The 12,615-nt window shown below is 68.1% G+C and carries 12 protein-coding genes; 8 read left to right on the forward strand and 4 right to left on the reverse strand.

The features are described from left to right. Window position 1: 1 nt before the first annotated feature. Window positions 2–1,387, reverse strand: coding sequence for an L-serine ammonia-lyase (locus tag ACPUER_RS00995; RefSeq protein ID WP_425130108.1), 1,386 nt, complete (start codon window positions 1,385–1,387; stop codon window positions 2–4). Between the two features lie 284 nt (window positions 1,388–1,671). Here ACPUER_RS00995 and ACPUER_RS01000 point away from each other — a divergent pair, with 284 nt between their 5' ends. The 8 genes from ACPUER_RS01000 (at window position 1,672) to denD (ending at window position 9,837) form a co-directional block, all read left to right on the forward strand. Next, window positions 1,672–2,739, forward strand: a complete 1,068-nt coding sequence (locus ACPUER_RS01000) for a GlxA family transcriptional regulator (RefSeq protein WP_072444463.1) — start codon at window positions 1,672–1,674, stop codon at window positions 2,737–2,739. Between the two features lie 188 nt (window positions 2,740–2,927). Further along, window positions 2,928–3,632 (forward strand): FadR/GntR family transcriptional regulator, encoded by a 705-nt coding sequence (locus ACPUER_RS01005; RefSeq protein ID WP_425130109.1) that lies wholly within the window; start codon window positions 2,928–2,930, stop codon window positions 3,630–3,632. A 70-nt stretch (window positions 3,633–3,702) separates the two neighbouring features. After that, window positions 3,703–4,593, forward strand: a complete 891-nt coding sequence (ltnD, locus tag ACPUER_RS01010; protein ID WP_425130110.1) for an L-threonate dehydrogenase — start codon at window positions 3,703–3,705, stop codon at window positions 4,591–4,593. 19 nt (window positions 4,594–4,612) lie between these two features. Next, window positions 4,613–5,911 carry a 3-oxo-tetronate kinase gene (gene otnK / locus ACPUER_RS01015; RefSeq protein WP_425130111.1) on the forward strand — a complete coding sequence of 433 codons (1,299 nt, stop codon included), beginning with the start codon at window positions 4,613–4,615 and terminating at the stop codon, window positions 5,909–5,911. Further along, window positions 5,908–6,549, forward strand: a complete 642-nt coding sequence (locus tag ACPUER_RS01020; protein WP_425130112.1) for an aldolase — start codon at window positions 5,908–5,910, stop codon at window positions 6,547–6,549. Before otnK ends, ACPUER_RS01020 begins: the two co-directional genes overlap by 4 nt. Window positions 6,550–6,670: 121 nt before the next feature. Then, complete coding sequence (locus ACPUER_RS01025; protein ID WP_175962170.1) at window positions 6,671–7,996, forward strand: MFS transporter; 1,326 nt, start codon at window positions 6,671–6,673, stop codon at window positions 7,994–7,996. A gap of 64 nt (window positions 7,997–8,060) precedes the next feature. After that, the gene (gene otnI / locus ACPUER_RS01030) at window positions 8,061–8,837 is read left to right on the forward strand and encodes a 2-oxo-tetronate isomerase (protein WP_175750150.1); all 777 of its coding nucleotides are present in this window, start codon (window positions 8,061–8,063) and stop codon (window positions 8,835–8,837) included. 28 nt (window positions 8,838–8,865) lie between these two features. Then, a complete protein-coding gene (gene denD / locus ACPUER_RS01035) occupies window positions 8,866–9,837 on the forward strand; it encodes a D-erythronate dehydrogenase (protein ID WP_425130113.1) in 972 nt (323 codons plus the stop codon). Between the two features lie 69 nt (window positions 9,838–9,906). Here denD and ACPUER_RS01040 read toward each other — a convergent pair whose 3' ends face one another. From ACPUER_RS01040 to ACPUER_RS01050, 3 genes are read right to left on the reverse strand one after another with little or no spacing between them, the layout of a single operon-like run. Then, a complete protein-coding gene (locus ACPUER_RS01040) occupies window positions 9,907–10,995 on the reverse strand; it encodes a lysylphosphatidylglycerol synthase domain-containing protein (protein ID WP_425130114.1) in 1,089 nt (362 codons plus the stop codon). Then, a complete protein-coding gene (hpnI, locus tag ACPUER_RS01045; protein ID WP_425130115.1) occupies window positions 10,992–12,161 on the reverse strand; it encodes a bacteriohopanetetrol glucosamine biosynthesis glycosyltransferase HpnI in 1,170 nt (389 codons plus the stop codon). Before hpnI ends, ACPUER_RS01040 begins: the two co-directional genes overlap by 4 nt. Before the next feature lie 51 nt (window positions 12,162–12,212). Then, the gene (locus ACPUER_RS01050) at window positions 12,213–12,563 is read right to left on the reverse strand and encodes a hypothetical protein (RefSeq protein WP_175962165.1); all 351 of its coding nucleotides are present in this window, start codon (window positions 12,561–12,563) and stop codon (window positions 12,213–12,215) included. Between the last annotated feature and the right edge of the window lie 52 nt (window positions 12,564–12,615).

The following is a 12,615-nucleotide window of genomic DNA, read 5'->3' on the forward strand; positions in this document are numbered from 1 at the left end:
GTTAGCATTCGATGACGTTCACGGCGAGACCGCCGCGCGACGTTTCCTTGTATTTCGTCTTCATGTCGGCGCCGGTCTCACGCATCGTCTTGATCACGGAATCGAGCGACACGTAGTGCTGGCCGTTGCCCTTGAGCGCCATGCGCGACGCGTTCAGCGCCTTGATCGCGCCCATCGCGTTGCGCTCGATGCACGGGATCTGCACGAGCCCGCCGACCGGATCGCAGGTCATGCCCAGGTTGTGCTCCATGCCGATCTCGGCGGCATTCTCGACCTGGTCGGGCGTGCCGCCCATCACGGCGGAGAGCGCGGCCGCGGCCATCGAGCACGCGACGCCCACTTCGCCCTGGCAACCGACTTCCGCGCCGGAGATCGACGCGGTTTCCTTGTAGATGATCCCGATCGCCGCGGCCGTCAGCAGGAATTCGACGATGCCGGCTTCGTTCGAGCCCGGCACGAACTTCACGTAGTAGTGCAGCACCGCGGGAATCACGCCGGCCGCACCGTTGGTCGGCGCGGTGACGACGCGCCCGCCCGCCGCGTTTTCCTCGTTGACGGCCATCGCGTACAGGTTGACCCAGTCGAGCATCGACAGCGGGTCACGCAGCGACTCTTCCGAACGCGCGCGCAGGTTACCGTTCATCTCGGCCGCGCGGCGCTTCACGCGCATCGGGCCCGGCAGCTCGCCTTCGACCTTGCAGCCGCGCTCGACGCATGCGGCCATCGTGCGCCAGATCGCGAGCAGCCCGGCGCGCACTTCGTCGGCGGGGCGCAGCGCGCTTTCGTTGCGCAGCATCAGCTCGGCGATCGACAGCCCGTGTTCGCGGCACTGGCGCATCAGGTCGTCGCCGGTGCGGAACGGATAGGGCACCTCGACCGCCGCGCGCACGCCGTTCACGCGATCGCCGTCGCGGTTCACGACGAAACCGCCGCCGACCGAGTAATACTCTTTCTCGACCAGCAACTGGCCGTGTTCGTCGAATGCCTGGAAGCGCATCCCGTTCGGGTGCACGATGCTCGTGCCGCTCATCAGCTTGCGAAAGAAGCCGATGTGCTCCTTTTCCTCGAAGCGGACCGTCTGCTTGCCGAGCAGCGACAGCGACTTCTCCGCGCGGATCGCGGCGAGCCGCGGCTCGATCAGGTCGGGATCGATCGTGTCGGGCAGGTGGCCCTCGAGGCCGAGCAGCACGGCCTTGTCGGTGCCGTGGCCCTTGCCGGTCGCGCCCAGCGAGCCGTACAGCTCGACCCGCACGCGGCGCACGAAGCCGAGCAGGTTCGCGTCCTCGACGTGCGACGCGAAGCGGCACGCGGCGATCATCGGGCCGACCGTATGCGAACTGGACGGGCCGATGCCGATCTTGAACAGGTCGAACGCGCTGACGTTCATCTGGCTTCCTCTGGATGACATGCGTGGAATGACGTTGGGCACCAGTACATCAAAGCGTAAAATTGGCCGATAGAACAAAAACGGCATCGGCGTGGGATAGCGCCGCCAAGCGCCGCGCCGGCCGGTGCAAAAGTACGGTTTGGCGATGGTTCGCGACGGAAAACCACAAGTCCGGCCGAAGCCGATCGGCGACGCTGGCTACATCCGCGCCGCCCCGGCAGCCGTACCCGCAACCAGAGTGATATGAGTGAGACCGCCTGCCCGGCGTGACGAGATTGGCCGCGATGACACCCGACGTACCCGCTTCCCCCCTTGCAGAACCCGCACCGCGGCGCATCCGCTTCGGCATCGTGCTGCTGCCGAACTTCACGCTGACGGCCTTCTCGGGTTTCGTCGACATGCTGCGGCTGTCGGCCGACGACGGCGACTACAGCAAGCCCGTGCGCTGCGCGTGGAGCGTGATCGGCGAGACCCTCGCGCCGGTGCGCGCGAGTTGCGGGATCCAGATCACGCCGTGGGAGACGTTCGACGCGTCCGAACCGTTCGACTATGTGGTCGTGGTCGGCGGGCTGCTGCATTCGGGGCCGCAGGCGGGCCCCGAAACGCTCGACTTCGTCCGCCGCGCGGCGGCCGGCGGCGCGACGGTCGTCGGGATCTGCACCGGCGTGTTCACGCTGATGCGCGCCGGCGTGCTCGACGGCTACCGCACCTGCGTGAGCTGGTTCCACTACTGGGATTTCATCGAACGCTTCCCGTCCGCCGATCCCGACCTGCTGATCGCCGACCGGCTGTTCGTGATCGACCGGCGCCGGATCACCTGTTCGGGCGGCCGCGCGTCGATCGACGTCGCCGCCGCGATCCTGCTGCGCCATTTCGACCACGCGACCGTGCAGAAGGCGCTGCGCATCCTGCTCGTCGGCGAGATGCAGAAGGGCAACGCGCCGCAGCCGCACCCGCCGGGGCTCGAACCCGCGACGCACCCGAAGGTCAAGCGCGCGATTCTCCTGATGGAACAGCATGTCGGGCGCACGCTGCCGCTCGATGAACTGGCGTGCAAGCTCGACCTGTCGACACGGCAGCTCGAACGGCTGTTCAAGGCCGAGACGGGCAAGAGCCCGCAGGTGTTCGCGAAGCAGGTGCGGCTGCGCACCGCCGCGTGGCTGCTGACGAGTTCGGACCGGACGGTCGCCGATATCGCGTCGAGCTGCGGGTTCGCCGATGCGTCGCACCTCGGGCGCGAATTCCGCAAGCAGTTCGGCGTGCCGCCGGCCACCTATCGCGAGCGCGGCGGCGAAGCGGCGGAAGCCGGCGCGGCAATGGCGGCCGACCCCGTCGAGGACATCGCCGACTGACGGCCACGGGCATCCGCCCCTTCCCGATCGACCGTAGAACGGCACGCAATCGCGCCGGTTTCGACTCATTTGGAACCGGTTTCAGTCGATTTGACCGACGTTGCACGCCGTAGATCGAGGGTTATTCCGGATGCTTCACCTCGCTCAAATTTATATGATGACCATATCACCTTACAAACCTGAGTGCCATGTTCGAGAAAATTCCCGCCCGCGCGATGAGCGATCACGTCGCGCAGCAACTGCTCAAGCAGATCGAAGTCGGCAGTTTCTCGGCCACCGGCAAGCTGCCGACCGAAGCCGTGCTCGCGCAGGAATTCGGCGTGAGCCGCACCGTAATCCGCGAGGCGATCTCGCGGCTGAAGAACGAGGGCGTGGTCGAGCCGCGCCAGGGCAGCGGCGTGTACGTGAACCAGCACGGCGCGATCCGGCCGCTGCGAATCGACTACGCGGAAGCGGTCGAAGCGAGCTCGCTGCCGCACCTGCTCGCGGTGCGCCGCGCGATCGAGGCTGAAGTCGCGGCCGAAGCCGCGCTGCACCACTCCGCCGACGACATGGCCGACATCGACGATGCGCTGCGCAAGATCGACGCCGCAGTCTCAGAAGGGCGCGACGGCGTCGCGGAAGACGTCGCGTTCCACCGCACGATCGCCGCTGTCACCGGCAACCCGTATTTCCTGAAGACGCTGCAGTTCCTGAACCAGTACCTCGAAGCCGGCGTGAAGGTCACGCGGGGCAACGAAGCGACGCGCGACGATTTCTCGCGCCAGGTGCGCGACGAACACGCGGCGATCGCCGACGCGATCCGCGCGCGCGACCCGATGGCGGCGCGCAACGCGGCGCGCACGCACATGTACAACGCCGCCCGCCGTCTCGCGGAAGCCGGCATCTGCTGAAGCCGGCGGCGCCTGCCGAGCCAGGCGCCGCCGTTGTCCCGAACCTCTTCCGAATCGATCAAGGTTGACCATGTCACGAAATGTTGGAGTCATCGGCCTCGGCGCGATGGGCCTCGGCGTCGCCCGCTCGCTGCTGCGCGCAGGCTTGCGCGTGCACGCGTGCGACGTGCGCGACACCGTGCTGCAGGCGTTCGCCGCCGAAGGCGGCATTGCCTGCGCGACGCCGGCCGAACTCGGCGCACAGTGCGACGTCGTCGTCACGCTCGTCGTCAATGCCGCACAAACGGAAACGGTGCTGTTCGGCGAGCACGGCGCGGTCGCGGCGATGAAGCCGGGCGGCGTCGTGATCGCGAGCGCGACCGTCGCGCCCGAATTCGCGGTCGCGCTCGGCGCACGCATCGAGGCCGCCGGCCTGCAGATGCTCGATGCGCCCGTGTCGGGCGGCGCCGCGCGCGCGGCATCGGGCGAGATGACGATGATGACGTCGGGCCCGGCCGCCGCGTACGCGGGCTGTGAGGACGTGCTCGCCGCGATCGCCGGCAAGGTCTATCGCCTGGGCAACGCGCACGGCATCGGCTCGAAGGTGAAGATCATCAACCAGTTGCTGGCCGGCGTGCACATCGCGGCAGCGGCCGAGGCGATGGCGCTGGGCCTGCGCGAAGGCGTCGATGCCGACGCGCTGTACGACGTGATCACGCACAGCGCCGGCAACTCGTGGATGTTCGAGAACCGCGTGCCGCACATCCTGAACGGCGACTACACGCCGCTGTCGGCCGTCGACATCTTCGTGAAGGATCTCGGCCTCGTGCTCGATACCGCGCGCCGCAGCAAGTTCCCGCTGCCGCTGTCGGCCACCGCACACCAGATGTTCATGAGCGCGTCGAGCGCCGGCCACGGCGGCGAGGACGATTCCGCCGTGATCAAGACTTTCCCCGGCATCACGCTGCCGCCCGCCCGCTGATTCGAACGACGTTCCCGCCATGACCGCTTCCGCTTCCCGTCCCCTGCTCGGCTGCATCGCCGACGACTTCACCGGCGCGACCGATCTCGCGAACATGCTCGTCAAGAGCGGCATGCGCACGGTGCAGACGATCGGCGTGCCCGCCGGCGACGCCGCAGTCGACATTGCAGTCGACACCGACGCGATCGTCGTCGCGCTGAAGTCGCGCACGATCCCCGCGGCCGATGCCGTCGCGCAATCGCTCGCCGCATACGAATGGCTGCGCGCGCAAGGCTGCCGGCAGTTTTTCTTCAAGTACTGCTCGACCTTCGACTCGACCGACGCGGGCAACATCGGGCCCGTCGCCGACGCGCTGCTCGATGCGGCCGGCGGCGGCTTCACGATCGCGTGCCCGGCGTTCCCGGAGAACGGCCGCACGATCTATCGCGGCCACCTGTTCGTCGGCGACGTGCTGCTGAACGAATCGGGCATGGAGAACCATCCGCTCACGCCGATGCAGGACGCGAACCTCGTGCGCGTGCTGCAGCGGCAGACGAAGTCGCCGGTCGGCCTGATCCGCTACGACACGATCGCGCTGGGCGCGGCCGCGGTGTGCGCGCGGATCGACCAGCTGCGCGCGGAAGGCGCGCGCTTCGCGATCGCCGACGCGCTGTCCGACCGCGACCTCTACGTGCTCGGCGAAGCCTGCGCGGGCCTGCCGCTCGTCACCGGCGGCTCGGGCGTCGCGCTCGGCCTGCCCGCGAATTTCCGCCGCGCGGAATTGCTGCCCGAGCGCGACAACGCGGCATCGTTGCCGCGCATCGACGGGCTGTCGGCCGTGCTCGCCGGCAGCGCGTCGAAAGCGACCAATGCGCAGGTCGCCGCGTGGCGCGCGACGCGGCCGAGCTTCCGCATCGATCCGCTCGCGGCGGCGCGCGGCGAGCCCGTCGTCGACGAAGCGCTCGCCTTCGCGCGCGCGCACCTGCCGCAGCCGGTGCTGATCTACGCGACCGCGACGCCCGACGAAGTGAAGGCCGTGCAGCAGGCGCTCGGCGTCGAGGCGGCCGGCCATCTCGTCGAAAGCACGCTCGCGGCGATCGCGAAGGGCCTGCGCGGACTCGGCGTGCGCAAGTTCGTCGTCGCCGGCGGCGAGACGTCCGGCGCGGTCGTGCAGGCGCTCGACGTGAAGTCGCTGCAGATCGGCGCGCAGATCGATCCGGGCGTGCCGGCCACGGCCACCATCGATGCACAGCCGCTCGGCCTCGCGCTGAAATCCGGCAACTTCGGCGCGATGGACTTTTTCGACAAGGCGCTGCGCGCGCTGGACGGAGCCGCATGATGAGCGACGAAGCGAAACTGCGCGAAGAGATCTGCGTCGTCGGTGCGAGCCTGTACGCACGCGGCCACGCGGTCGGCAGCGCCGGCAACATCAGCGCACGCCTGCCCGACGGCTGGCTGATCACGCCGACCGACGCGTGCCTCGGCCGGCTCGACCCGAACGACATCGCGAAAGTCGGCGCCGACGGCCAGCCCGTATCGGGCGGCAAGCCGTCGAAAACGCTCGCGCTGCATCGCGGCATCTACGCGCGCAACGCCGAAGCAAACGGCGTCGTCCACACGCATTCGACGCACCTCGTCGCGTTGACGCTCGCGGGCGTGTGGCGCGATACCGACGTGCTGCCGCCGATCACGCCGTACTACGTGATGAAGGTCGGCCACATTCCGCTGATTCGTTACCGCCGCCCGGGCGACCCGGCCGTCGCGGCCGAAGTCGCGGCGCTCGCCGACCAGGTGCGCGGCGTGCTGCTCGACCGTCTCGGCCCCGTGATGTGGGGGCCGTCGGTGTCGCACGCGTCGTATGCGCTCGAGGAGCTCGAGGAAACCGCACGGCTGTGGCTGATGACGAACCCGAAGCCCAAGCCGCTTTCCGATGCGGCGCTCGACGAACTGCGCGAAACCTTCGGCGCGCGCTGGTAACGCGGCGCGCACCCCGTACCGATTCTCATGCCCGCCGTGTGCGCGGGCCCTTCCGTCAGCACACACAAACGATCCGGCGGCGTACGCGCCGCCGGCACAAGACATCCCTGGAGACACGACGATGACTGCTCTTGACGCGGCCGCAGGCCGCTCGCCCGCCGCGCCCGCCCATGCGGCCGAACTCGACCGCACCTACAAGAAAGTGTTCTGGCGCATCGTGCCGTTCCTGATGCTCTGCTACGTGGTCGCGTATCTCGACCGCGTGAACGTCGGCTTCGCGAAGCTGCAGATGTCGCAGGATCTCGCGTTCAGCGAAACCGTGTTCGGCCTCGGCGCGGGCATCTTCTTCCTCGGCTACTTTCTGTTCGAACTGCCAAGCAACTTGCTGATGCACCGCCTCGGCGCGCGCATCTGGATCGCGCGGATCATGATCACGTGGGGCCTGCTGTCCGCGCTGTTCGCGTTCGTGAAGACGCCGACGCAGTTCTACGTGCTGCGCTTCCTGCTCGGCCTCGCGGAAGCCGGCTTCTACCCCGGCGTGATCCTGTACCTCACGTACTGGTTCCCGTCGCACCGCCGCGCGAAGATCATCGCGGTGTTCATGTCCGCGATTCCCGTGTCGGGCATCTTCGGCAACCCGCTGTCGGGCTGGATCATGGAGCGCTTTCACGGCGGCTCGGGCTTCCACGGCTGGCAATGGATGTTCATGATCGAAGCCGTGCCGGCCGTGCTGGTCGGCATCGCGACGATCCTGTATCTCGACAACAGCATCCGCGGCGCGAAGTGGCTCGACGAGCGCGAGAAGCAGCTCCTCGAAGACGAAATCGCCGCGCAGCCGCAGGAACAGCAGAAGCATGGCCATTCGCTGAAGGCCGTGTTCTCCGACCCGCGCATGTGGTGGATGTCGCTTATCTACTTCGCGTTCGTCACGGGCCAGTACGGCCTCACGTTCTGGATGCCGACGCTCGTGAAATCGACTGGCATCACCGATACGCTCCAGATCGGCCTGCTGTCCGCGATCCCGTTCGTCGTCGCGATCGTCGTGATGAACCTGTTCGGCCACAGCGCGGACAAGCGCCGCGAACGCCGCTGGCACCTGATCGTGCCGGCGCTGATGGGCGCGGCCGGGTTTGCGGTCGCCGCGTCGTACTCGCACAATACGGCGGTGTCGATCGTGTTCCTGTCGCTCGCGGCAGGCGGCGTGCTGACCTGCGCACCGCTGTTCTGGTCGCTGCCGACCGCGTTCCTCGCGGGCTCCGCGGCCGCTGCCGGGATCGCGATCATCAACTCGGTCGGCAACCTCGCCGGTTTCGCGAGCCCCTACGTGATCGGCTACCTGAAGGACGTCACGCACAGCACGTCGTCCGGCATGTACGTGCTGGCCGCCATGCTCGTGATCGGCGCGATCGCCGTGTGGCTCACGCCCGCGAAACTCGTGAACCGCTGAGTCGGCCACCATTCGACGCGGGGCGCGGTATGCCCCGCCCCATTCATTCACAGGATCCGCTGCCATGCCACGCTTCGCCGCCAACCTCTCGATGATGTACAACGAGCACGCGTTCCTCGAACGCTTCGCCGCTGCCGCCTACGACGGCTTCAAGGCCGTCGAGTACCTGTTCCCGTACGACTTCGCCGCCGAGGACATCCGCGCGCGCCTCGACTCGCACAACCTCGAACAGGCGCTGTTCAACGCGCCGCCGGGCGACTGGGCCGCGGGCGAACGCGGCATCGCTTCGCTGCCGGGCCGCGAGGACGAATTCCGGCGCGGCATCGACCAGGCGCTCGACTATGCGCGCGTGCTCGGCAACAAGAAGCTGCACGTGATGGCCGGCATGGTCGCGCCCGGCGCCGACCGCGCACGCCATCGCGACACCTACCTGTCGAACCTGCGGCATGCGGCGCAGGCCGCCAACGCACGCGGCGTCACGATCCTGATCGAGCCGATCAACCAGCGCGACATGCCCGGCTATTTCCTGAGCCGCCAGGACGACGCGCAGGCGATCTGCGCGGAAGTCGGCGCGCCGAACCTGAAGGTGCAGTTCGACTGCTACCACTGCCAGATCGTCGAAGGCGATCTCGCGATGAAGCTCAAGCGCGATTTCGCGGGCATCGGCCACATCCAGATCGCGGGCGTGCCCGAGCGCCACGAGCCGGATCTCGGCGAACTCAACTACCCGTATCTGTTCGAGCTGATCGACGCGCTCGGCTACGACGGCTGGATCGGCTGCGAATACCGCCCAAAGGCCGGCACGTCGGCCGGCCTCGGCTGGCTCAAGCCGTACCTGTGATTCACGTATTCCGAAGAGGATAAAGAACATGAAAGTACTGATCACCGGCGGCGCCGGCTTTCTCGGCCAGCGCCTCGCACGCAAGCTGCTCGAGCGCGGCGAACTGACCGGCCCCGACGGCCGGATCGGCAAGATCGACGAACTGGTGCTGCTCGACGTCGTCAAGGGCAGCGATTTCGGCGACGCGCGCGTGACGTCGATCGTCGGCGACATCGCCGATCGCGCGGTGCTCGAAAGCGCGATCGACACGCAGACGGGCGCGATCTTCCACCTCGCGGCGATCGTCAGCGGGCAGGCCGAAGCCGATTTCGATCTCGGCATGCGGATCAACCTCGACGCATCGCGCACGCTGCTTGACGTGTGCCGCGCACGCGGCCACCAGCCACGCGTCGTGTTCACGAGCTCCGTCGCGGTTTACGGCGGCGCACTGCCCGACGTCGTGCAGGACGACACCGCGCTGAATCCGCAATCGTCGTACGGCGCCGAGAAGGCAATCGCCGAACTGCTGCTGTGCGACTACGCGCGGCGCGGCTTCGTCGACGGCCGCGTGCTGCGGCTGCCGACGATCAGCGTGCGGCCCGGCCGCCCGAACGCGGCCGCGTCGTCGTTCGCGAGCGGCATCATCCGCGAGCCGCTGAACGGCGAGGAAAGCGTGTGCCCGGTGCCGGGTTCGACGCGGCTGTGGCTGCTGTCGCCGCGCGGCGCGATCGACGCGCTCGTCGCGGGCTGCGAGATCGACAGCGCGAAGCTCGGCAACAAGCGCGTGATCAACCTGCCCGGCCTGTCGGTGTCGGTCGACGAGATGATCGAAGCGCTGCGCGAAGTCGCGGGCGACGACGTCGTGAAGCTGATCCGCCATGCGCCCGACGAGCGCGTCGAGAAGATCGTCGGCAGCTGGCCGGGCCGCTGGGACACGACGCGTGCGGAAGCGCTCGGGCTGAAGGGCGACACGTCGTTCGCGGACGTGATCCGCAGCTATATCGCCGACGAACGGCGCTGATTCACGCGCCGCGGCGCGTCGGCGGATGCGTGCTCGCCCGGGGCACGCACACATCGTCGTCGGGCCGCGTCAGCGCGGCCTGGCGGATTCCTCGATGCCCGGCGACACGCGCTTCGCGCCGCCCGGCCGGTTCGCCGAACCGGCCGCCCACTGCCACGCCAGCAAGCCCGGCAGATAGAACAGCAGATCGCGCACGCGGCGGGCGCCGGCCAGCGCAAGACAGGTCGGCGCGTCGAACCCGAGCAGCCCGCCGATCAGCACGAACCCGCCCTCCTGCACGCCCAACCCACCCGGCATCAGGAACGCGATGCTGCTCACGAGCTGGATCAGCGCCTCGATCGCGAGCGCCTGCGCAAAGGTCGGATCGGCGCCGAGGAAGTAAAGCGCGAGCCAGATTTCCAGCGCATAACCCGCAAACTGCAGCGTCTGCCAGATCCCCAGATAGCGCACGACGATGCCGGTCTTTCTCCAGATCATCCGGATCGACTGATCGGTGCGTGCCGATTCGCCGACCAGCGCAACCACCTTGCCGCTCGTGATCCGGTTGACCGCGCGCATCGCGCGCTCGAACGGCCGCGCATGCTGCACCAGCGCGAACAGCAGCAGCACCGGCACCAGCGCGGCCATGCCGATGGCGAGGTGCGCGGCCACCTGCGCAGCGTCGGACGACACGTGTTCGAGCACATAGCCGATCGCGATCAGCGCGAACACCAGCTGGCTGATCAGCGTGAGCTGCATGTCGGCGACGAGGCTGGCCACGATGGTCGCCGGCCGCACGCCCGCCTGCCGCAGCAGCCCGAACGACACGATCTCGCCGCCGATCCGCGCGACCGGCAACAGCCCGTTGATCGATTCGCGGATCCACACGAGCTTCAGCATCGTCGCGAACGACGGGCGGCGCGGGCCGCGGATCAGCATCCGCCAGTCCCACGCATTCGCGAGCATCGGCAGGATGTGGGCCAGCGCGGCGACGAGCAGCCCGGCGCCGGCGATCCGCAGCCGGTGCAGGATCTCCAGCGGATGCTCGCGCCAGATCAGCCACACCGCGAGCGCCAGCCCGGCCAGCGCCGCCGCGCGTCCCGCATGTCGCAGCCGTGCGTCGTGACGCGCGGACACGCGTTGCGCGTCGGCTTTGGCGGTGTTCGTCTCCGTCATCATGATTCACCCGCCGGCGACAGCAAGCCTTCCCGGTCGACGCGAAAGCGCGTGCCGCGCCAGACGACGTGCGACGAGAAGAAGCTCGCCACGAAGACCATGAACTGCAGCAGATCGACGAACGGCAGCCAGAGGGCGCCGCGCAGGCCGGCGCCGGTCGCACGGCTCGTTTTCAGCATCAGCAGCGCCCGCGCGGCGAGCGCCGCGACCGTCAGCCAGCAGGCGGCCGGCGTACCGCCGGAGAACAGCACGGCCAGCAGCGCGAGCGGCACCGGGTGCATCAGCACCGACCCGGCATGACCGAGCCGGTCCGCCGCGCGAATCGTGCAACTCCAGCGCAATTCGTGCGCATACAACTTCGCGAACGTCTCTTCCACACAGGCATGCCCGACGACGAACGGCGGGATGACGACCTGCGCGCCCACCTGCCGCACCGCTTCGCCAAGCGCGTGATCCTCGGCCAGGTGATGCGCGAAACGCGCAAGCCCGCCGATGCGTTCGAGCGTCGCGCGCGTGATCGCAATCGTCTGTCCAAAGCATGGCCGTGCACGCCCGATGAAGAGCCCGGTAATCACGCCGGGCAGGAAATGGTAATTCGTCATCGCGACGGCGACGCCAGGCCAGAATCCCGGCGCCGCGACACCGCGATACACGCTCGTCACGATACCGACTTCCGGCTGCTGTAGCGCGCCGACGACCGCACGCAGATAATCGCGCCCGACCAGCACGTCGCTGTCGGCAAGACAAAGCACCGAATGCTCCGCATGTTCGAGCATGTTGACGAGATTCGCGACCTTGCGGTTCGGCCCGTACAGCCGCGCATCGGCGACGACCTTGATGTTCGCGTCCGGATAGCGCGCACGCAGCGTCTCGACGGCCGCGAGCGCCGCGTCGCCCGCATCGTGCACGCCGAACAGGTGCTGGACCGGCCCCGGATAATCCTGCACGAAGTAGCTTTCGAGATGCTGTACGAGATCCCATTCGTCGCCGTGCAGCGGCTTCGCGACGGTGACGCCCGGATAATCGCGCGGCACCGCCGCCGCCCGGGAAAAGAACCTGCCGACCAGCACGCTGGCCGTGACCGTGTAGGCAATGCCCAGCAACACGCCCAGCCCGCAGACGATCGACAGTGCCCCGGCCAGCGCGTGCAGCACATGCAGCAAAACCATGCTTCTCCCCAGTGGTGACCCGTACGACCGCAACCGGCCGCGCACGCGGGATCACCCGTGCACGCTGCCGTATCGATTCCCGTTGAGCCGGATATGAAGGACGACCAAGCGACGGTACGCGCAATCAGATGACACAACTATCGTGCGGCGATCGATTCCGGTCACGCGCACGTATCCGCACGCGACTGCGGCCCTGAACGCCGCATCGGCAAGCTTGCGGGCCGAAAGGATCGCAGTCGCAACCGCGACGACGATCCACACGCGAAATGTCATCGTCGTGAAAAGCGCTTCGGGTACGCGCAATGCAAGCAGCGAAACCGGCACGAAACACTGAACGAACATGCCGGTCAGCGCGGCGATCAGCAGGTGGGCGCGCCATCGCTCGATCGTCGAGGGTGCCATGAAGAATGAACCTCCCGTGCGGGCGACCCGGATCGATTTGAAATCGAACCGA

Origin of the sequence: Burkholderia sp. DN3021 (assembly GCF_049805555.1) — a bacterium.
Taxonomy (GTDB): Bacteria; Pseudomonadota; Gammaproteobacteria; order Burkholderiales; family Burkholderiaceae; genus Burkholderia; species Burkholderia pyrrocinia_C.

Excerpts from the sequence above, each read along its gene's own strand:
- ACPUER_RS00995 (WP_425130108.1), bottom strand. The coding sequence starts at position 1,387 with ATGAACGTCAGCGCGTTCGACCTGTTCAAGATCGGCATCGGCCCGTCC.
- ACPUER_RS01000 (WP_072444463.1), top strand. The coding sequence starts at position 1,672 with ATGACACCCGACGTACCCGCTTCCCCCCTTGCAGAACCCGCACCGCGG.
- ACPUER_RS01005 (WP_425130109.1), top strand. The coding sequence starts at position 2,928 with ATGTTCGAGAAAATTCCCGCCCGCGCGATGAGCGATCACGTCGCGCAG.
- ltnD (WP_425130110.1), top strand. The coding sequence starts at position 3,703 with ATGTCACGAAATGTTGGAGTCATCGGCCTCGGCGCGATGGGCCTCGGC.
- otnK (WP_425130111.1), top strand. The coding sequence starts at position 4,613 with ATGACCGCTTCCGCTTCCCGTCCCCTGCTCGGCTGCATCGCCGACGAC.
- ACPUER_RS01020 (WP_425130112.1), top strand. The coding sequence starts at position 5,908 with ATGATGAGCGACGAAGCGAAACTGCGCGAAGAGATCTGCGTCGTCGGT.
- ACPUER_RS01025 (WP_175962170.1), top strand. The coding sequence starts at position 6,671 with ATGACTGCTCTTGACGCGGCCGCAGGCCGCTCGCCCGCCGCGCCCGCC.
- otnI (WP_175750150.1), top strand. The coding sequence starts at position 8,061 with ATGCCACGCTTCGCCGCCAACCTCTCGATGATGTACAACGAGCACGCG.
- denD (WP_425130113.1), top strand. The coding sequence starts at position 8,866 with ATGAAAGTACTGATCACCGGCGGCGCCGGCTTTCTCGGCCAGCGCCTC.
- ACPUER_RS01040 (WP_425130114.1), bottom strand. The coding sequence starts at position 10,995 with ATGATGACGGAGACGAACACCGCCAAAGCCGACGCGCAACGCGTGTCC.
- hpnI (WP_425130115.1), bottom strand. The coding sequence starts at position 12,161 with ATGGTTTTGCTGCATGTGCTGCACGCGCTGGCCGGGGCACTGTCGATC.
- ACPUER_RS01050 (WP_175962165.1), bottom strand. The coding sequence starts at position 12,563 with ATGGCACCCTCGACGATCGAGCGATGGCGCGCCCACCTGCTGATCGCC.